The organism is Methylobacterium sp. 142-1Y (assembly GCF_057747795.1).
Map to the genome: position 1 here is coordinate 5,001,188 of NZ_CM173224.1, position 18,823 is coordinate 5,020,010.

16 protein-coding genes are annotated in these 18,823 nt (G+C 72.9%); 11 read left to right on the forward strand and 5 right to left on the reverse strand.

Features of this window, described 5'->3' with window-relative positions; genetic code table 11:
* Nucleotides 1–59: 59 nt before the first annotated feature.
* Nucleotides 60–533 (reverse strand): VOC family protein, encoded by a 474-nt coding sequence (locus tag AC3AOF_RS23035; RefSeq protein WP_488346615.1) that lies wholly within the window; start codon nt 531–533, stop codon nt 60–62.
* 271 nt (nt 534–804) lie between these two features.
* Nucleotides 805–1,425 (reverse strand): cation efflux transmembrane domain-containing protein, encoded by a 621-nt coding sequence (locus AC3AOF_RS23040; RefSeq protein WP_236988712.1) that lies wholly within the window; start codon nt 1,423–1,425, stop codon nt 805–807.
* A gap of 256 nt (nt 1,426–1,681) precedes the next feature.
* Here AC3AOF_RS23040 and AC3AOF_RS23045 point away from each other — a divergent pair, with 256 nt between their 5' ends.
* A complete protein-coding gene (locus AC3AOF_RS23045) occupies nt 1,682–2,758 on the forward strand; it encodes an alpha/beta hydrolase (RefSeq protein ID WP_488346616.1) in 1,077 nt (358 codons plus the stop codon).
* A gap of 87 nt (nt 2,759–2,845) precedes the next feature.
* Here the strand turns inward: AC3AOF_RS23045 and AC3AOF_RS23050 are convergent, their stop codons facing one another.
* A complete protein-coding gene (locus tag AC3AOF_RS23050) occupies nt 2,846–4,516 on the reverse strand; it encodes a methyl-accepting chemotaxis protein (protein ID WP_488346617.1) in 1,671 nt (556 codons plus the stop codon).
* A 449-nt stretch (nt 4,517–4,965) separates the two neighbouring features.
* Here AC3AOF_RS23050 and croR point away from each other — a divergent pair, with 449 nt between their 5' ends.
* The 4 genes from croR to AC3AOF_RS23070 all read left to right on the forward strand — a co-directional run bounded on the left by croR (nt 4,966) and on the right by AC3AOF_RS23070 (nt 9,764).
* Nucleotides 4,966–5,427, forward strand: a complete 462-nt coding sequence (gene croR / locus AC3AOF_RS23055) for a 3-hydroxybutyryl-CoA dehydratase (RefSeq protein ID WP_488346618.1) — start codon at nt 4,966–4,968, stop codon at nt 5,425–5,427.
* Nucleotides 5,428–5,443: 16 nt separating this feature from the next.
* Nucleotides 5,444–6,247 (forward strand): TrmH family RNA methyltransferase, encoded by an 804-nt coding sequence (locus AC3AOF_RS23060; protein WP_488346619.1) that lies wholly within the window; start codon nt 5,444–5,446, stop codon nt 6,245–6,247.
* A gap of 436 nt (nt 6,248–6,683) precedes the next feature.
* Nucleotides 6,684–7,715 (forward strand): extracellular solute-binding protein, encoded by a 1,032-nt coding sequence (locus AC3AOF_RS23065; RefSeq protein ID WP_488349037.1) that lies wholly within the window; start codon nt 6,684–6,686, stop codon nt 7,713–7,715.
* Between the two features lie 393 nt (nt 7,716–8,108).
* The gene (locus tag AC3AOF_RS23070; RefSeq protein WP_488349038.1) at nt 8,109–9,764 is read left to right on the forward strand and encodes an ABC transporter permease; all 1,656 of its coding nucleotides are present in this window, start codon (nt 8,109–8,111) and stop codon (nt 9,762–9,764) included.
* 4 nt (nt 9,765–9,768) lie between these two features.
* Here the strand turns inward: AC3AOF_RS23070 and AC3AOF_RS23075 are convergent, their stop codons facing one another.
* Nucleotides 9,769–11,145, reverse strand: a complete 1,377-nt coding sequence (locus AC3AOF_RS23075) for an extracellular catalytic domain type 1 short-chain-length polyhydroxyalkanoate depolymerase (RefSeq protein WP_488346620.1) — start codon at nt 11,143–11,145, stop codon at nt 9,769–9,771.
* A gap of 27 nt (nt 11,146–11,172) precedes the next feature.
* Nucleotides 11,173–11,607: a CopG family transcriptional regulator gene (locus AC3AOF_RS23080; protein WP_236988705.1), complete on the reverse strand. Its 435-nt coding sequence runs from the start codon at nt 11,605–11,607 to the stop codon at nt 11,173–11,175.
* Nucleotides 11,608–11,821: 214 nt separating this feature from the next.
* Here AC3AOF_RS23080 and AC3AOF_RS23085 point away from each other — a divergent pair, with 214 nt between their 5' ends.
* From AC3AOF_RS23085 to AC3AOF_RS23110, 6 genes are all read left to right on the forward strand, one after another.
* Entirely contained in the window at nt 11,822–13,144 is a 1,323-nt protein-coding gene (locus AC3AOF_RS23085; RefSeq protein WP_488346621.1) for an adenylate/guanylate cyclase domain-containing protein, read from the forward strand.
* 46 nt (nt 13,145–13,190) lie between these two features.
* Nucleotides 13,191–14,123: an amidoligase family protein gene (locus AC3AOF_RS23090; protein WP_488346622.1), complete on the forward strand. Its 933-nt coding sequence runs from the start codon at nt 13,191–13,193 to the stop codon at nt 14,121–14,123.
* A 198-nt stretch (nt 14,124–14,321) separates the two neighbouring features.
* Nucleotides 14,322–15,326 (forward strand): tryptophan--tRNA ligase, encoded by a 1,005-nt coding sequence (gene trpS / locus AC3AOF_RS23095; protein ID WP_236988702.1) that lies wholly within the window; start codon nt 14,322–14,324, stop codon nt 15,324–15,326.
* Nucleotides 15,327–15,406: 80 nt separating this feature from the next.
* Nucleotides 15,407–16,432, forward strand: coding sequence for an LLM class flavin-dependent oxidoreductase (locus AC3AOF_RS23100; RefSeq protein ID WP_488346623.1), 1,026 nt, complete (start codon nt 15,407–15,409; stop codon nt 16,430–16,432).
* A gap of 115 nt (nt 16,433–16,547) precedes the next feature.
* Nucleotides 16,548–17,684: a metallophosphoesterase gene (locus AC3AOF_RS23105; protein ID WP_488349039.1), complete on the forward strand. Its 1,137-nt coding sequence runs from the start codon at nt 16,548–16,550 to the stop codon at nt 17,682–17,684.
* A 154-nt stretch (nt 17,685–17,838) separates the two neighbouring features.
* A complete protein-coding gene (locus tag AC3AOF_RS23110; RefSeq protein WP_488346624.1) occupies nt 17,839–18,594 on the forward strand; it encodes an SDR family NAD(P)-dependent oxidoreductase in 756 nt (251 codons plus the stop codon).
* The last annotated feature ends 229 nt before the right edge of the window (nt 18,595–18,823 follow it).

Sequence of the window (18,823 nt, forward strand, 5' to 3'; positions counted from 1 at the left end):
GTTGGGCTGGCCGTATGAAGGACCGCTGGAGGTGGGAAGCGGACCCTCGCCCAGCGGGATCAGTGATCCTGGGCGGTCGCTGGCGGCTGCATGAATTCGATCGTCGCGCCGTCAGGACCGACAGCGTAGATCACCCGCGTTCCAGCCCGCGCACCGCTCGCGATCGGCTGCGGCGTACCTTGCGCCTTCCAGCCGTGGGCGGCGATCCGCACCAGGAGCGCGTCGATGTCATCGACCACAAGGGCCAGATGCGCGAAGCCTGGGTCGAACGGCTTGGCTGGCACGCTTGGTCGGTCCGGACCCTGATACTCCAGGAGTTCGATGGTCTGATCCGCCAGCGAAACGATCGCTAGGCGCACCTTCGCCCCATGCGCTCCGGTGACCTGACCGAGGAACTCGCCCTCCATCTCGCCCGTCCGCACGAGGCGTGCGCCGAGCCCATCGATCCAGAACCGAAGTGCCTCGTCGAGGGAGCCGACCGCGAAGCCGACATGATCGGCGCGCTGCACATGGATGCTCGTGTGGTCCGTCATACGGGACGCTCTACCGGCAAAGGGGCTGCTCGTCTGCAACGGGTCGAGGCTGCGTGAAACCGCAGGGTTTGCAGAAGAATTTCCCCCCGCGCACGCTGGGCAACCCGGCAGGGGCATCCTGTCGGCACCTCGGCGGCCACCCAGGATGCTCGGATGGCTGCAGCGAGGAAGATTGTTCCGTAAGTTCAGGGCGTGTCCGAGTTTTCACACAGGCTCGGTCGCGAGCAGTCCTCTCGTCGTCGTGTGAATCGAGCCCCGATCCCCGCCCATCTCACCCCCCCTCGCGCGCCGCCCGGCGCTCGGCCGCGGCGGCCTGCCAGATCTCCCGGGCGGCCTCCGCGTTCATCACCGCGATGCCGAGGCCGACCACCAGGTCGGGCCAGGGCGCGAAGCCGGGCCATCGCGACAGGGTGGCGGCGGTGACGAGCCCGGCCGCCACGATGGCGACGTTGGCCACCGCATCGTTGCGGGCCGACAGGAAGGCCGCCCGGGTCAGGCTGCCGCGCCCCTCGCGGTGGCGGGCCAGCATCGCCGCGCAGGCGAGGTTGACCGCGAGCGCACCGAGACCCGTCAGGGTCAGCGGCAAAGGCGCCGGGGCCGTGAAGGCGCCGATCTTCTGCCAGGCGGTCCAGGCGGCCGCCAGCCCCGGGAGCAGCAGGATGCCGGCCATCGCCGCACCGAGCCGCGCCCGCGCGGCGGGCCGCCAGCCGAGGCCGGCGACGATCAGGAGGTTGAGCGCCGCATCCTCCAGGAAATCGACGCTGTCGGCCACCAGGGCGACGGAGCCGATCGCCAGAGCCACCGCCGCCTCGACCCCGAAATAGCCGAGATTGAGCAGGGCGACGGAGGCCACGGTCTCGCGCAGGCCGGGATCGGTGTCGGAGGAGGTCACGGGGAGCGGGCTCGCACGGCAGCGGCAGGACGCGGCGTCTATGCCCCGATCGGGCGGCATGAGCCAGGGGGCTGGGCCAAAGTGGGCTGGACCAGAGGGGCTTGCGCCAGAGGGGGCCGCATCCGCGCCATGCCCCACCGGCGGTTGTGCCGACGGGCGGCGCCGGCTTGACTGGGGCTACCCGCCGACGACAGGCGGGAGGGAGGAACACGCCATGCCGCGTTCATCACGGTCAACCGCATCCGGGCCGGGGCGGGTGCCCCGCCGGCTCGTCCTCGCCGGCCTCGGCGCCCTCGCGGCGATCCCGCAGGCCGCGGCAGCCCCCGACTCCGCGCCGCAGGCCTCGCCGGACCGGCCGGCGCTCCACACGGAAGAGTTCCGCCTGCCTGGCCCGGAGGACGGCGTCTCGATCTACGTGCGCAACAAGCGCCCGGCCGGAACGGAGCGTTTCGCGGCCGACCGCATCCTGCTCTACGTCCACGGCGCGACCTACCCGGCCTCGACCGCCTTCGACCTGCCGCTCGCCGGCCTGTCGATGATGGAGTACCTGGCGGGCCTCGGCTTCGACGTCTACCTCGTCGACCTGCCGGGCTACGGGCTCTCGGGCCGTCCGGCGGCGATGAGCCGCCCGGCCGCCGACGGACAGCCCTTCATGCGGACGAAGGACGCCGCCGCGATCGTCGGCCAGGTCGTCGACTTCATCCGCCAGCGGCGCGGCGTCGACAAGATCGACCTGATGGGCTGGTCCTGGGGCACCTCGACGATGGGGCTCTACACCAGCACCCACAACGACAAGGTCAACCGCCTCGTCCTCTACGCGCCGCAATGGCTCTCGCGCACGCCCTCGCTCATCGGCGCCGGCGGCGGCGCGCTCGGGGCCTACCGGAGCGTGAGCCGGGACAGCGCGAAGGCGCGCTGGCTCAAGGGCGTGCCGGAGGACAAGCAGGCGGCGCTGATCCCGCCCGGCTGGTTCGAGCAATGGGCCGACGCCACCTTCGCGACCGACAAAGCCGGCGCCGCGCAAGCGCCGCCGGTGTTGCGCGCGCCGAACGGCGTCGTGGCGGATGCGCAGGATTACTGGCAGGCCGGCAAGCCGCTCTACGATCCCGGCGAGATCCGGGTGCCGACGCTGGTCATCCACGCCGAGTGGGACGCCGACCTGCCGAGCTACCAGGCGCAGGAATACTTCGCCCGGCTCACCCGCGCGCCCTACCGACGCTTCGTCGAACTCGGCGAGGGCACCCACACGGTCATGATGGAGAAGAACCGGATGCAGTTCTTCCGCGAGGTCGCCGCCTTCCTGACCGAGGCCGACCCGCAGGCGCTGAACTGACCGGGGCCGAAACGGCGAGCGCCGCCCCGGTGGTCCAGGGCGGCGCGACCGACGAATTGGTTCGAGAATCGGCTGGAACCTGGCGGCTCAGGCCGCCCGCACCGTATCGAGGAAGCGCGCCACCTCGGCCGAGAGGTGCTCGGACTGGCGCGACAGCTCGCTCGCCGCCCCCAGCACCTGGCTCGCCGCCGCGCCGGTCTCGTCCGCGGCCCGGGCGACGCCGGCGATGGTCGTCGTCACCTCGCCGGTGCCGGACGCGGCCTCGGAGACGTTGCGGACGATCTCCTGGGTCGCCGCGCCCTGCTCCTCCACGGCGGCCGCGATCGAGGTGGCCACGGTCGAGATCTCCGAGATCCGGGCGGTGATCGCCCCGATCGCGCCGACCGCCTGGCCGGTCGAGGCCTGGATCGCCGCGATCTGGCCGGTGATCTCCTCGGTGGCCTTCGCGGTCTGGCCGGCGAGTTCCTTGACTTCCGCCGCCACCACCGCGAAGCCGCGGCCCGCCGCGCCGGCCCGGGCCGCCTCGATCGTGGCGTTGAGCGCGAGCAGGTTGGTCTGGGCGGCGATCGACGAGATCAGCCCGACCACGTCGCCGATGCGGGCGGTCGCCTCGGTCAGCGCCCGGACCTGGGCCGCGCTCTCGCCGGCCTCCCGGACGGCGGCGCCGGCGAGCCGCGCCGAGCCGTCGACCTGGCGGCCGATCTCCTGAACCGAGGCCCCCAGTTCCTCGGCCGCCGCCGCGACGGTGCCGACATTCGCGGCGGCCTGCGCGGCGGCCGCGGCGACGCCGCTCGACTGGCCGGCGGTCTCCTGCGCGGTGGCGGTCATGGTCTGGGCGGTGGCCTGCAGCTCGGTCGCCGCGGCGGTGACGGCGCCGACGATGCCGCCGACCGCCCGTTCGAAGGCGTCGGCCATCTCGCGCATCGCCTGCCGGCGCTGCGCCTCGGCCCCGGCCCGGGCGAGCGCGGTCTCCTCCTCCAGGCGGCGGGTGCGGATCAGGTTGTCGCGGAACACCGCCAGCGCCCCTGCCATCGCTCCGAGCTCGTCCCGGCGGGCGGCGCCGGGGATCGCGGTCCCGGCCTCGCCCTCGGCGAGGCGGCGCATCGCCCCGGTCATGCGGCCGAGCGGCCGGACGACGCCGAGCAGGCAGAACAGCACCGCCGCCAGGGTGACGAGGACGGAGACGGAGAACATCGCCACGGTGGTGCGGGTGGCCTCCACCCGCTCGGCCCGGGCCGCCTCGCCCGCCGCCTTGCCGGCGGCGACGTTGAGGCCGACGAGCTTCGTCGTCGTGTCGATCATCGCCCGGTAGGTCTTGTTCATCGGCCCACGGAAGAAGGCGTCGATCTCGGCCTGGCTCGGGAGCGCCTTGAGGCGGGCCCAGTCGGCCCGGAACGCCGCGAGCTTGTCCGTGACGTCATCGAAGATCTCCCGCTCGGCGGCGGAGCTGATCAGCCTGCGGTACTGCGCCATGCCGGCGTCGAGCGCGGCGTCCATCTCGGCGAAGCTCTTGGCCGAGAGCGCCTTCTCGGCCTCGCCCTCCGCCGTGATGAAGCGGAACTGCCAGAGCCGGGCGCGCATCACCAGGGTGTTGAGGGCATGCGCCTCGGTGATCGACGGCATCGCGTCGTCGGCGAGGGTGGCGATGCGGCTCTCGATCGCGTCGAGCTTCCACAGGGAGACGGCGCCCTGCGACAGGGACAGCAACAGGAGGATCCCGAACAGGCCGCTCAGGCTGCTCTTCAGGGACATGCGCATGACGGGGACCGCTGGTGATCGCTTCGGAAGACCTCACATCCTTCCTCCAGATATCGCTAAAATTTAATTAAAACGCCCGCCTCCTCCAATCCTGGCGTCATAAAGATAAGTCCAAGTCATGACCGCAGAAGATCGCCAGACGGGACGGATTGACAGGCGACGACGTTGCGGAAGGAGAAAGTTCAGAAGACGGTCTCGGCGAGCCGACGGAACGCGCACGGCACCGGGCGCTCGACGGTCCGATCCATCGCGGCGCCCCGGGGCCGGCGCGTGAACCCGGTCCACGGCGCCTCGTCCCGCGGCGTCTCCTCCTTTGGGCTGTCCGACCTTTCGCCACTGGATTTCCGCCCCCCTCCCGTGCGACCCCCGGGAACCCGGGCCGGGATTGCGGCGCCGCGCGCGCGCGGCCGCCTCGGCCGCGGCACGAGAATCGACCGGGAGCGACGCCGATGATGCCCGAACTGCGCGTGCTGTACTTCGAGGACCTGAGCGTCGGCCTGTCCGAGACGCTGTCGAAGACCATCGCGGCCTCCGACGTGGTCGGCTTCGCGGAGATCACCGGCGACCGCAACCCGATCCACCTCTCGGAGCACTTCGCCGCCCGCACGCCGTTCGGCACCCGCATCGCCCACGGCCTCTACACCGCCGGGCTGATCTCGGCGGTGCTCGGCACCCGCCTGCCCGGGCCGGGCGCGATCTACATCAGCCAGAGCCTCAATTTCCGCGCGCCGGTGCGCATCGGCGACACGGTCGACGTCACGGTGTCGGTGGCCGAGCTGATGCCCGACCGCCGCCGCGCCCGGCTGACCTGCATCTGCGCGGTCAACGGCGAGACGGTGCTCGACGGCGAGGCCCTGGTGAAGGTGCCGACCAGGGCCGAATCCGATCCGCTGGCCGCCCGCAAGGGGTGATGCTATCCGGGGCGCGATGACGCCCCTCCCGATCGACGATCCCGACGACCCGCGCCTTGCCGCCTATACGCGGATGCGCGAGCGCGACCTCGTCGGGCGCGAGCGCCGGTTCATCGCCGAGGGCGAGGTGGTGCTCCGCGTGCTGCTCTCTGGACACGCCCGGTTCCGGATCGAATCGGTGCTGCTCGCGCCCGAGCGCTGGCCGGGGCTGGCGCCGGCTTTGGCCGGCCTCGACGCCCCGGTCTACCTCGCCGCCAAGGGCGTGATGGGGGCGGTGGCGGGCTTTCCGATCCATCGCGGCGTGCTGGCGGTGGGCCTGCGCGGCGAGGAGCCGCCGCCCGACGCCCTGGTGCCGCCGGGCCCGGCCCTGCTCGTCGGCCTCGTGGGGCTGGCCAACCACGACAATGTCGGGGGGATCTTCCGCAACGCCGCCGCCTTCGGCGCCGACGCGGTGCTCCTCGACGCCGGGACCTGCGATCCGCTCTACCGCAAGGCGATCCGGGTCTCGGCCGGGACGAGCCTCACCGTTCCCTTCGGCCGGCTCCCCACCGGCGACGACCTGCTGGATCTCTGCGCGCGCCATGCGCTGACGCCCGTCGCCCTCTCGCCCCGAGGCGAGGACATCGCGACCCTGCCGCCCCTGCCCCGCTCACTCCTGCTGCTCGGCACCGAGGGCCCCGGCCTGCCCGAGGCGCTGATGGCCCGCGCCCAAAGGGTCGCGATCCCGATGGCGCCGGGGGTCGATTCGCTCAACGTCGCGGTGGCGGGGGCGGTGGCGCTGCACCGGCTCGGCGGGGGGCGGCTGGCGCCCGCAGGGTGATCGTCGAGCCCGAGAGCCTGTTCGCGCGCGAGCCTGTTCGCGGTGGCGGGCGGACTTGACACCCTCGATGTCATCCGAAATCCGATTGATCGCTTCGCGATGCGGATTTCGGCTTCGCTCAAGCGTGTGAAGCCTACGGCTTCACCGCGCGGGCTTGCGATACCATCTCCGGAAGGAATCTTCCGGACATGGTATCATCCCGGGTTCTCGTCTTCGACGAGCCCGGAGATGACAGGGAGAGATGTCGGCCCGTGGGCAGATCGACCGGCCTTTGCAGCCACCGATGACCCAGCGCAGCCCCGGCGTCACGAGCGGCCGCAGGATCGCCGACACTGGATCTCGATCTTACATTGAAACAACTAAAATCTAACGCGCTTGCTTTTGTTTCGTGATTGCTTCTCAAGGGAGCGCCTTTCTCGGGAGACGCCCCTTGTCCCTGTCACGCACCGCGTTCGCGCTCCTCGGTCTCGTCGCCCTCGCAGGCCCCGCCCGGGCCCAAGGCGCCCCCGAGGGCGCCCGTGAGGTGAACCTCTACACCACCCGCGAGCCCGGCCTGATCCGTCCGCTCCTCGACGCCTTCACGAAGGCGAGCGGCGTCAAGGTCAACACGGTGTTCGTCGACAAGGGCCTGACCGAGCGCGTCGCCGCCGAGGGCGCCCGCTCCGCCGCCGACGTGGTGATGACGGTCGATATCGGCAACCTGATCGAGCTGGTCGACCGCGACCTCGCCCAGCCGGTGCGCTCGGCCGCCCTGGAGGCGGCGGTTCCCGCCAGCTTGCGCGATCCCGAGGGGCGCTGGTTCGCCCTCTCGACCCGGGCCCGGGTCGCCTATGCCGATCCGGATCTCCGCGACCTCGCCGGGCTGACCTACGAGGACCTGGCCGACCCGAAATGGAAGGGCAAGGTCTGCCTGCGGGCGGGCCAGCACCCCTACAACACCGCGCTGATCGCCGCCTACCTGGTCAAGCACGGCGAGGCGAAGACCGAGGCCTGGCTGCGCGGCGTGAAGGACAACCTCGCCCGCAAGGCCGGCGGCGGCGACCGCGACGTGGCCCGCGACATCGTCGCCGACCTCTGCGACATCGGCCTGGGCAATTCCTACTATGTCGGCCTGATGCGCAGCGGCCGGGGCGGCCCGGAACAGAAGAAATGGGGCGAGGGCATCCAGGTGGTGCTGCCGACGTTCCAGGGCGGCGGCACGCACGTCAACGTCTCGGGCGCGGTGGTGGCGAAGAACGCCCCGAACCGCGACAACGCCGTCAAGCTGCTCGAATACCTCACCTCCGACGACGCGCAAGGCCTCTACGCCAAGGCCGATTACGAGTACCCGGTGAAGCCTGGCGTCGCCGCGGACCCGCTGCTCACGGCGCTCGGCCCGCTCACGGTCGACACCACCCCGCTCGTCGAGATCGCCCGCAACCGCAAGGCGGCGAGCCTGCTCGTCGACAAGGTCGGGTTCGACCGGTGAGGCCGGAGGCCGTGTGATCTGGTCCGATGGCCGATGATGGCGCGGGTTTACTCCTCTCCCCGCGGGCGGGGAGAGGGCCGCTGACCCCTTGTCGGGTCAGCGGCAAGCGGAGGCGCAGCCGAAGCGAGGGTGAGGGGGTCTCGACGAGTGAGGCTCCTCCGGAAACACCCCCTCACCCTCGGCTGCCGCCTCGCTGCGTTCCCTGAACGGGAACACAGCCCTCTCCCCGCCCGCGGGGAGAGGAGAGAGCTCGCGCTTGATCTTGTTCGGGACGGATCAGGTGGAAATCACGACCCATTCTGAAGCGGACGGGAGCCGGCGACCAACGTGGAGGGAAGAGCTTTCGTGCCGCCGCGCCCATCGGCGGCCGCGCGCCGGGCGGCAAGGCCGCTCCTGCCTCGTTCCACCTCCGGCGGAGGGTCTCCCTGGCTTCTGGCCTGGACGCTCGCCGCCGGCCTCACCGCCCTCCTGGTCCTGGCCCCGGTCGCGGCGCTGGGGCTCGAGGCGTTGCAGGGCTCCGGCGGGCTCTGGCCGCATCTCCTCGCCCATGTCCTGCCGCCCGCCCTCGTCGAGACCGGACTGCTGCTCGCCGGGGTCGGGATCGTGGTCGTCGTGGTCGGCACCGGGGCGGCCTGGCTCGTCGCGGCCTACGAGTTCCCGGGGAGGCGCCTGCTCGACTGGGCGCTGCTCTTGCCGCTCGCCGTCCCCACCTACATCGGGGCCTACGCCTATCTCGACCTGCTGCACCCGGTCGGCCCGGTGCAGGGCGCGATCCGCGCCCTCCTCGGCTATGCCCGCCCGCGCGACCTGATCCTGCCGGACCTGCGCTCGCTGCCGGGCTGCATCCTGCTGCTCGGCTTCGTGCTCTACCCCTACGTCTACCTGCCGACCCGGGCGCTGTTCCTGATGCAGTCGGCGAACCTGGTCGAGGCCGGGCGCAGCCTCGGGGCCGGGCCGGGGGCGGTGTTCCTCCGGGTCGCCCTGCCGCTCGCCCGCCCGGCCATCGCGCTCGGCGCCAGCCTGGCGCTGCTGGAAGCGCTCAACGACATCGGGGCGGCGGAATTTCTGGGCGTTCGCACCCTCACGGTCGCGATCTACGACACCTGGATCAACCGCTCGGACCTGCCCGGCGCCGCCGGCCTGGCGCTGGTGATGCTCGCCGCCTGCCTCGGCCTGATCGCGGTCGAGCGCCGGGCCCGGCGCGGGCGCGGCTATGCCGGGGCGGCGCAGCGCCCGCGGCGGATGAGCCGCACGCGGCTCGCCGGCCCGGCGGCTTTCATGGCGCTCGGTCTCGGCCTCGTGCCGGTCGCAATCGGCTTCCTGGCACCGGCAGGCTACCTCGCGGTCGAGGCGGGGAAGCGCCTGCACTTCGCCGGCCTGTCCGGGGCGATCCTGTCGGAGAGCCTGAACACCCTGTTCTATGCCGGCCTCGCGACCGTGGTGGCCACCACCCTCGGCCTCGTGATGGCGGCAGGCTCAGCTGTGCTCGGCGGGCGCTGGCACGGGGTGCTCCTGCGCTGCGCCACCTTCGGCTACGCGGTGCCCGGCGCCATCCTGGCGATCGGCCTCCTGCCGCCGCTCTCCGCCCTCGACGGCCTGCTCGACGGCCTGAGCCGGGCGTTGACCGGGGTTCCGCTCGCTGCGATGGGCCTCGGCACGGGAGCGGCGCTCGTCTACGCCTACGTGGTGCGCTTCCTCGCCGTGACCGCCGGCAGCAGCGAGGCGGGCCTCGCCCGGGTGCCGCGCTCGCTCGGCGATGCCGCCCGGGTGCTCGGCCGGGGTCCGGCCGGCGCCCTGGCGCAGGTCCACCTGCCGCTGACCTGGCCGGCGCTCCTCGGCGGCGCCCTCCTGGTCTTCGTCGATTGCGTCAAGGAACTGCCTGCGACGCTGATCCTGCGTCCGCTCAACGTCGAGACCCTGGCGACCCACCTCTACGGCGAGGCCGCCCGCGGCACCTACGAGGACGGCGCGGTCGCCGCCCTCCTGATCGTCGCGGTCGGGCTCCTGCCGGTCGCGCTGCTGCTGCGGGTCTCGACCCCGAAGGCGTGAATCCTCAAGCCACGCGGGCATGCTCGAGGAAGAACCGCAGCATCTCGGTGCTGGCATCGGGCCCGCGCGGCTCGGTGTAGGAGCCGTCCGGGCTGCCGCCGGACCAGGCGTGGCCCGCCCCGTGCAGCACCCAGGCTTCCACCTGTCCCTTCCCCGCCGCATCCGCGTGGATCGTGCGGGTATAGGCGATCCCGCCCGGTGCCTCGCCCCGGGTCACGGTCTCCCGCAGCGGCGCCCCCGGCATCGCCTGGGCGGCCACCCGCTCGCCGTTGAGCGGATGCACCGTCCTGTCGCCGTCGCCGTGGAAGACGATGGTCGGCACGGCCGGGCCCGGCCGCGTCGGGGCGGCTCCCCCCTGGCTCATCGCCGCGAAGGCCGAGGGCATGTCCCGGGCCGCGCCGCAGGCGAGGCCCGAATGGATGCCGGCCGCCGCGAACACGTCCGGATAGGTCGCCGCCAGGATCGCCGCCGCCGCGCCGCCGGCCGAGAGCCCGGCGACGTAGACCCGGGTCGGATCGGCCCCGAACTCCGCCACCACGGCCCGCGCGATCCCGGCGATCAGCGCCGGCTCGCCCGCGCCGCGGCCCTGGTCGCCGGGCTGGAACCAGTTCCAGCATTTCTGCGCGTTGGCGGAGCGCTCCTGGCGCGGATAGACGACGATCGCGCCTTGCGCCTCGGCGAGCGCGTTCATCCGCGTGCCGAGGGCGAAGTCGTCGGGGTCCTGGGTGCAGCCATGCAGCATCACCACGACCGGCAGCCTTTGGCCCTCTCGGCCACTCGGGACGTAGACCTTGTAGGTCCGGCGGCCCGCAGCATCGGAAAAGCTCCGTTCCTCGAACCGCGCCCCCTCCGGCACCGGCACGGGCCGGCGAGGCTTCAGGCCCTCGCCGAGACCGCCGGGCAAATGGCTTGCCAAGTTACCCGCCAAGTTGCCCGCCAAGCCATCCAACGCTCCCTCGCGCAGCAGGTCGGCCAGCCCGCCCGGCGGGCGAAAGGCCTTCAGGGCCTCCGGCATCCCCAGCAGGGTCTCCTGCAAGCCCTTCGGCGCATCGGGCATCGCCCGCAGCGCCTCGGACGCGTCCGGCGCACCGGCCTGTCCCGGGATCGTCCAGGCGCCGCCCGGCTCGGTCGGGGCCTCGAGGTCGATGGCGGGTTCGGTGCCTCGCCCGGTTCCTGAGCCGGTTCCTGGGCCGGCCCCTCGCCCGGTCGCCGTCGGCGCCGCCGGGCGGGCGGGTTCGGCCGGCACCGCGTGGCCCTGGATCAGGGCCACGGCCTCGGTCAGCCGGCCGGCGCGGGTGAGGCGGGTCACCTCGGCCATGTCGACATTGGCACCAAGGCCGCCGAGGGGCCCGCCCGGGGGAAAGTTCCTGAATGCGCTCATGAGCGTGGTCCTGTGCGAGAAGGGGTTCTAGGCGATGCGGTCGGCGAGCGCGGCCTTGACGGCGGCGCTGGCATGGAAGGCGCCGAGCACGTGGATCGACGCGATGGCCGCCCGGGCGAGCTCCGGCGTGACGTCGTCGGCGATGCTGGCGAGCCCGAGGACCTGGATGCTGAGGGGCGTGCCGGAATCCCGCGCCGCCTCCAGCTCGGCCCTCGTGATGTACGTGAGGCCGAGGCTGAGCTGCCGGCGTGCCACCGACTGGCGCAACGCCTCCTCCTGACGGTCGAGCTGGTTGCGGACCGCCGTGCGGATGAAGTCGGCCCGGTTGGCGTAGAACCCGTCCCGCACCATCAGGTCGACGCGGCCGAGATCGACGAAGCCGAGATTGACCGTGACCTTCTCGCTCTCCGGCAGCTTGGGTCCGGGCCCCTTGGGCCTCAACTCGTGCACGCTCTCCGTCATCGCCATCTCCAGACCATCCATTTGGATGGTCTGGAGATGGCGAGCGGCATCCCTTTCCGCAAGGGGCCGATCCGGCGGAACGATGCGCCGTCCGGCCCGTTCGGCTCTCCGGCACCGGCGTCGTCGCGACCCGGACCAATCGGGGGCCTTCGCCGGCGGCCGGTGAACGACCATCTTGCCTCGATGCATCCCCGTGCCCCGCGATAAGGCCCGCATGAGCAGACGACATCCGACCCCGCCGGACCGGGGCCCGGCGCCCCGCCCTGCCGGGGACGAGCACACCCTGGCCGCCGGCCTCGCCGCGGGCACCGCCACGCGCGTCCTGGCGATGCGGCTGGTGATGCTGGGGGTGCTGGCGGTCTCGGCCCATCTCAGCGACGGCGTGCTGCATGCCGGCAGCCACTGGTTCATCCTCGGCGGCTACGCGGCCTCCTCGCTCTGGCTCGCCGTCACGGCGCGGCGACGCGACAGCGAGCGCCTGGCCTGGATCGCGACGCTGCTCGACGCCGCGCTCGCGGCCTATATCGTGCTCGAATACATGATGGCGGCGGCGGAGGCCGCCGACGAGCCCGGCACCCTGGCGAGCCGCCTGCCGGCCTTCCTGCTGCTGCTCGAATCCGGCCTGACCCTGCGGCCGCGCCACACCGCGGTCTTCGCCGCCCTGGTGGCGGGGGTGTGGTCCGGGGCGCTCGGCCTCGGCCTCCTCCAGCCCGGCCTCGGCCTGCCGCCGGCGGGGCCGAACGTCTTCGGGCTCCTCTCCTTCCTGGTGGCGGCCGCCTTCGTGATCGAGGGGTCGCTGCGCCTGCGCCGGGGCTTTGCCGCGATGCTGCGTCTGGAGCACGAGCGGGCGACCCTGGCGCGCTTCGTGCCGGCGGGAATCGACCTCGTGCGGCATGACGGGCCGACGGCGCTCCAGCCGCGGCACGCCTGCCTGCTCGCCCTCGACATCAGGGGTTTCTCGGCCCTGACCCGGCGCTGGGGCGAGGCCCGGGTGCTCGACTGGCTGCTGGCGTTCCGGGCACTCGCCCACGGCGCGGTCACCGCGCAGGGCGGCCTCGTCGACAAGTATGTCGGCGACGGGGTGCTGGCCCAGTTCCTCGACGGCGCACCGGCGGAGCAGGCGGCGGCAGCGCTCGCCTGCGTACGGGAGATCGAGGCGCGGGTGCGGCGGATGAACGAGACCCGGGGGCGGCAGGACCTGCCGCCGCTCGCCTTCACCGCCTCGCTCCATGCCGGCGAGGTGCTGGTGGGGGTGCTCGACGACGGGGCACGGGCCGAGTTCACGGTGCTCGGCCCGGCGATGAACGCGCTCGCCCGGGTCGAGGCCCGGGCCAAGCGCGAGAACCTGCCGGTCGCGGTCTCGAAGCGGGTGATGCGGCTCCTCGGCCCCGCCGCGCCGCCGGCCCGCCGCCTGCCGCGCCGCCCGGGCGAGGAGGATTGCCCGGACCTGTTCGGCCTCGATCCCGCCGCCGCGCCGGCCCCCTCGCAGACACCCTCGCCGCAGACGCCTTCACCCCTGCCGGCGGTGGCGTCGTGAGCAGCGGCCCCGTGAGCCCCCCATGAGCGCCCCCACGAGCGCCCCTATGACAGAGCGTCCCATGCCCGAGACCCGCACGGCCGAGTTCCGCTCGCCGCCCCGGCCCCTGCGGAGCGACGGGACCCCGCGCCGGGTCGGCGTCGAGATCGAGTTCATGGGGCCTTCGGCCAGGGCCGCCGCCGGGGCGCTCGCCGCCGGGCTCGGCGGGCGCCTCGCCGAGGAGGACCCGCACGCCTTCCGGCTCGAGGGCACGGCGCTCGGCGACCTCCGGGTCGAACTCGACCTGCGCGCCGCCCATCCGCAGCGCCGGATGCCGGAACACGGTGCCGGTCCGGGACTGCCGGTCCGCGCCGCCGGACGTTCTCTCGCTGCCCTCCTCGGCCCGGTGGTGCCGCGCGAGGTGATCACCGGCCCCCTCGCCTTCGACCGCCTGCCCGAGACCGACCGCCTCGCCGCCCTGCTGCACGGGGCCGGCGGGCGGGGGCGCGGGGCGGTGCTGCTCGGCTCGCTGGGCCTCCACTTCAACGTCGAGCCGCCGGACCTCGAGGCCGCCACCCTCACCGGCCTGCTGCGGGCCTATCTCCGGTCCGAGCCGGACCTGCGCCGGGCCACCGCGGCGGGCGGGTTCCTGGCCGCCCGCGGCCTGCCGCCGCCCTTCCCCGCGGCTTACGTCGCCCGGGTGCTCGATCCCGGCTACCGGCCCGACCTCGACGGCCTCGCCCGCGACTACCTCGCCGCCAACCCGACCCGCCACCGCGGCCTCGATCTCCTGCCGCTCTTCGCCCATCGCGACGAGGAGGGCGTCCGGGCGGCCCTGCCGCCGGACGAGAAGGTGAGCCCTCGGCCCGTGCTGCATTACCGGATGCCGCAGGCGCATGTGGGCTTGGCGGGCTGGAGCCTGGCGCCGGCCTGGAACCTGTGGGTGGGGGTGGAGGAGATGGCGGAGGCGGACCGCCTCGAGGCGGCGCGACCGGCTTGAGCGGGCGCTGAATCCCGCTTACCCTGTCCCCGATGATCGAGAGCCGCTCCCCCTGCGCGACCACCTGGTGGCGCTTCCGTTAAGGAAGCGGCCCGTCGTCATTCTCGTCACGACCGATGCCGCCGTCCGGTGGGCACGGTCGTTCTTCGGTTCCGGCACCCTTCGGCGCGGCGGCTTTCCTCCGGAAAGAGCCCCCCGATGCCGCCCAAACCCGTCATCCTCACCGGCGACCGCACCACCGGTCCCCTGCATCTCGGCCACTACGCCGGCTCGCTGCGCAACCGCGTGGCGTTGCAGCACAGCCACCGCCAATACCTGCTGCTCGCCGACGCGCAGGCGCTGACCGACAACGCCCACGACCCGGCCCGCATCGCCCGCAACGTGATCGAGGTCGCGACCGACTACCTCGCGGTCGGCATCGATCCGGCGGTCACCACGATCTGCGTGCAATCGGCCCTTCCGGCGCTCGCCGAACTGACCCTGCTCTACCTCAACTTCGTCACGGTGGCCCGGCTGGAACGCAACCCGACGATCAAGGACGAGATCCAGGCCCGCGGCTTCGGCCGCGACATCCCGGCGGGCTTCCTGTGCTACCCCGCCGCCCAGGCCGCCGACATCACGGCGTTCCGGGCCACCCTGGTGCCGGTGGGCGAGGACCAGGCGCCCCTGATCGAGCAGACCAACGAGATCGTCCGCCGCCTCAACCGGCAGGTGGGCCACGACCTCCTGCCCGAGGCTCGGTCGCTGATCCCGGAGATCGGGCGGCTGCCGGGTGTCGACGGACGGGCGAAGATGAGCAAGTCGGGCGGCAACGCCCTGCCGCTCTCGGCCTCCGACTCCGAGATCGCCGCTTTTGTGCAGCGGATGTACACCGATCCCGGCCACTTGCGCGCCTCCGATCCGGGCCGGGTCGAGGGCAACGTGGTCTTCACCTATCTCGACGCCTTCGACCCCGACCGGCAAGCGGTCGCGGACCTGAAGGCCCATTACCGGCGCGGCGGCCTCGGCGATTCCGTGCTCAAGGACCGCCTCACGGCAATCCTGCGCGACCTCCTCGGGCCGATCCGCGAGCGGCGGGCCGGGATCGCCCGCGATCCGGATCATGTCATGGACGTGCTGCGCACCGGCACGGCGCGGGCAAGGGAGCTCACTGCAGAGACCCGGGACGCGGTGCAGGACGCCCTCGGCTTGTTCCGTCTCTGAGCGCCGCATGCACGCCTGCAAGCCCGTCCTTGCAGTTCCGCGCATTTCAAACCCGCCCCCGCGCGTCCATCTTGGCCTCCATGACACAGACCCTGCAATTCGGCCTCGACACGTTCGGGGATGTCACCGCCCGGAACGGTGAGCTCCTGCCTCACGGCCAGGTGATCCGCGACGTCGTCGCGCAAGGCATCCTGGCCGATGAAGTCGGCCTCGACTTCTTCGGCATCGGCGAGCACCACCGGGAGGACTTTTCCGTCTCCTCGCCCGAGATGGTCCTGGCGGCGATCGCGGCGCGCACCGAGCGCATCCGCCTCGGCTCGGCCGTGACGGTGCTCAGCTCGGACGATCCGGTCCGGGTCTACCAGCGCTTCTCGACCCTGCAGGGGCTGTCGCACGGCCGCGCCGAGGTGATCCTCGGCCGCGGCTCGTTCACCGAATCGTTCCCGCTCTTCGGCTACCCCCTCGACCAGTACGAGACCCTGTTCGAGGAGAAGCTGGAGCTGTTCGCCGCGCTTCTCGCCGGCGGGAAGGTGACCTGGCAGGGCACCACCCGGGCGCCGCTCGACAACCAGTCGGTCTTCCCGACCCCGGAGACGCCGCCTACCACCTGGATCGGCGTCGGCGGCAGCCCGAACTCGGTGGTGCGGGCGGTCCATCACGACCTGCCCTTGATGCTCGCCATCATCGGCGGCGAGCCGCAGCGCTTCCGGCCTTACGTCGATCTCTACCAGCGGGCCTGCGCCCAGCTCGGCCGGACGGTGCGGCCGATCGGCGTCCATTCCCCGGGCTATGTCGGCGAGACCGACGCGGGCGCACGGGAGGAGTTCTTCGCCGATTACAAGCGCATGCGCGACCGCATCGGCGCCGAGCGCGGCTGGCCGCCGATGACGCGCCAGGAATTCGACCGCGAGGCCGATCACGGCTCGCTCTACATCGGCGGGCCGGAGACGGTGGCGCGGAAGATCGCCGCGACGGTGAAGGGGCTCGGCCTCGGCCGGTTCCAGCTCAAGTACAGCGCCGGCCCGCTGCCGCACGAGCGGCTGATGCGCTCGATCGAGCTCTACGGCACCAAGGTGGCGCCGATGGTGCGGGAGATGCTGGGATAGTTTTTCGGGGTCGCGGGGCGGGGCGGGCGTCGGCACGTGTCCCATGGCACGTGCCAAGGCTCACGTGTCATGGGACACGTGGGCATCCGGCGCGACGGACGACAGGAGACCCGCCATCTTCCACCTCATCTTCGCGGCGCCGTGCGCTTACGTGATCGCCCGCTGGCTGACGCCCCTCGGGCTGCCGCTTCCCGCCAAGGGCGTCATCGCCCTGCTGCTGCTCCTCGCCTCGCAGTTCCACCTCTGGAACCGGCTCTCCTCCGGCTCGGTCTTCGCGCCCGAATTCCCCCGCGGGATCGTGCTGCTCTTCAACTGGGCCTTCGGGGCGATCCTGCTGCTCGCCGTGCTCCAGATCGCGCTCGATCTCGGCGCCCTGGCGGTCGCAGCGTTGCACCGGAGCTTCGTGGCCATCCCGGACGGGGTGCGGTTCGGGGCGGCCGGGCTCGCAGGCCTGCTGGCCGCAATCGGCGTCGCCCAGGCCGTGCGGGTGCCGCCGGTCCGGGACGTCGAGGTGGCGATCCCCGGCCTGGCGCCCGCCTTCGACGGTTACCGGCTGCTCCAGCTCACCGACCTGCATCTCGGCCGCCTCTTCCCGGCCCCCTGGGCCCGGGCCGTGGCGGCACGCGCCAACGGGGCGGGCGCCGACCTGATCGTGGTCACCGGCGACTTCATCGACGGCTCGGTGGCGATGCGCCGCGACGACGTGGCGCCGCTCGCCGGCCTGCGGGCGCCGGACGGGACTTTCGCGATCCCCGGCAACCACGAATACTTCTTCGATTACCCGGCCTGGATGCGCCACCTCGCCGGCCTCGGTCTCACGATGCTGCCGAACGCCCATACCGTGCTGACCCGCGGCGAGGCCCGCCTGGTGCTCGCCGGCGTCACCGATTCCTCGGCCCCCGCCGCCGGCGAGGCCGGCCCCGACCTCGCGGCGGCGCTCGAGGGCGCTCCCCACGGCGCGCCGATCCTGCTCCTCGACCACCAGCCGCGGGCCGCGAAGCGGGCGGCGGCCCGGGGCGTCGCGCTCCAGCTCTCCGGCCACACCCATGGCGGCATGATCCTCGGCCTCGACCGGCTGGTGGCGCGGGGCAACAACGGCTTCGTGTCGGGCCGCTACGAGGTCGCCGGCATGGTTCTCTACGTCGGCAACGGCACCGGGATCTGGCCGGGCTTCGCCCTCCGGCTCGGCCGGCCCTCCGAGATGACCCGTTTCACCCTGCGGGCCGCGCCCCGGGCCGACGACCGGGGCTGAGCGCCGGCGAAACGGAGCGTCCGGCCGGCCCCGGCCTGCTCCCGCGGAACCGGTGCGGGCGGCGCGCGGTTCCCGCACGGCCCGGCCCCCCCGTCCGGGCTCACCCGGATGCCAGCATGCGCCGTTCCCAAGCCCCCCGTGAGCGATGCTCCGCATGACGAGCGCGGTCGTCGTCGGCGCCTCGGGCGGGATCGGCCGCGCCCTCGTCGCGGCGCTCGCCGCGGGCGGGGCGCACGAAACCGTGTTCGCCCTGTCGCGCTCGGCCGCGCCGCACCCCGGTCTCGTGCGGCCCAGTCTCGTGCAGCCCAGTCTCGTGCAGCCCTTGCCCGTCAAATCCCTGCCCGTCGACGTCACGGACGAGGAGTCCATCGCGGCGGCGGCGCAGGCCATCGAGGCGGCCGGGCCGGTGGGGCTCGTCCTCGTCGCCAGCGGCATCCTGCACGGGCCGGGCGTCTCGCCCGAGAAGGCGCTCAAGGCCCTGGACCCGGCCGCGATGGCCGCCGTGATGGCCGTCAACGCGATCGGTCCGGCCCTGGTGGCCAAGCACCTCCTCCCCCTGATGCCGCGCCGCGGGCGGAGCGTCTTCGCCGCCCTCTCGGCCCGGGTCGGCTCGATCGGCGACAACCGCCTGGGGGGATGGTACGCCTACCGGGCCTCGAAGGCGGCGCTGAACCAGGTCCTGCGCACGCTGGCGGTCGAGACCGCGCGCACTCATCCGGAGCTGATCGTGGCGGGGCTTCATCCCGGCACCGTGCAGACGGCCCTGTCGCGGCCGTTCCGCCCCGATCCGGGGCCCGGCCTGTTCCCGCCGCAGGAGAGCGCGGCCCATCTCCTGCGCGTCCTGGACGGGCTGCGGAGCCGGGATTCCGGGGGCGTGTTCGCCTGGGACGGGCAGCCGATCCCGCCCTGATTCCTGCCGTTCCCCACCGGGCGCGTCGCGCGGAGCGCCCGTGGCCGCGCGGCCGAGGCCGGTGCCTGTGGCGGACGGACCACATGCAGGATCCGATTGCGCGAAACCCCGGGGCCTGAGACCGAAACGCCGGTTTTTGAGACGCGCGCCCTCAACGATTTTTTCGGCCGTGTGATAGCAGAAATGAAATGGAAGCCAGAGTACGGCTTCCGGCGACACAGCGGATCAC

What these genes read in the sequence shown, in the direction of transcription:
- AC3AOF_RS23035 (WP_488346615.1), bottom strand. Translation starts at nt 533, where the DNA reads ATGACGGACCACACGAGCATCCATGTGCAGCGCGCCGATCATGTCGGC.
- AC3AOF_RS23050 (WP_488346617.1), bottom strand. Translation starts at nt 4,516, where the DNA reads ATGCGCATGTCCCTGAAGAGCAGCCTGAGCGGCCTGTTCGGGATCCTC.
- croR (WP_488346618.1), top strand. Translation starts at nt 4,966, where the DNA reads ATGATGCCCGAACTGCGCGTGCTGTACTTCGAGGACCTGAGCGTCGGC.
- AC3AOF_RS23060 (WP_488346619.1), top strand. Translation starts at nt 5,444, where the DNA reads ATGACGCCCCTCCCGATCGACGATCCCGACGACCCGCGCCTTGCCGCC.
- AC3AOF_RS23075 (WP_488346620.1), bottom strand. Translation starts at nt 11,145, where the DNA reads ATGAGCGCATTCAGGAACTTTCCCCCGGGCGGGCCCCTCGGCGGCCTT.
- AC3AOF_RS23080 (WP_236988705.1), bottom strand. Translation starts at nt 11,607, where the DNA reads ATGACGGAGAGCGTGCACGAGTTGAGGCCCAAGGGGCCCGGACCCAAG.
- AC3AOF_RS23085 (WP_488346621.1), top strand. Translation starts at nt 11,822, where the DNA reads ATGAGCAGACGACATCCGACCCCGCCGGACCGGGGCCCGGCGCCCCGC.
- AC3AOF_RS23090 (WP_488346622.1), top strand. Translation starts at nt 13,191, where the DNA reads ATGACAGAGCGTCCCATGCCCGAGACCCGCACGGCCGAGTTCCGCTCG.
- trpS (WP_236988702.1), top strand. Translation starts at nt 14,322, where the DNA reads ATGCCGCCCAAACCCGTCATCCTCACCGGCGACCGCACCACCGGTCCC.
- AC3AOF_RS23100 (WP_488346623.1), top strand. Translation starts at nt 15,407, where the DNA reads ATGACACAGACCCTGCAATTCGGCCTCGACACGTTCGGGGATGTCACC.
- AC3AOF_RS23110 (WP_488346624.1), top strand. Translation starts at nt 17,839, where the DNA reads ATGACGAGCGCGGTCGTCGTCGGCGCCTCGGGCGGGATCGGCCGCGCC.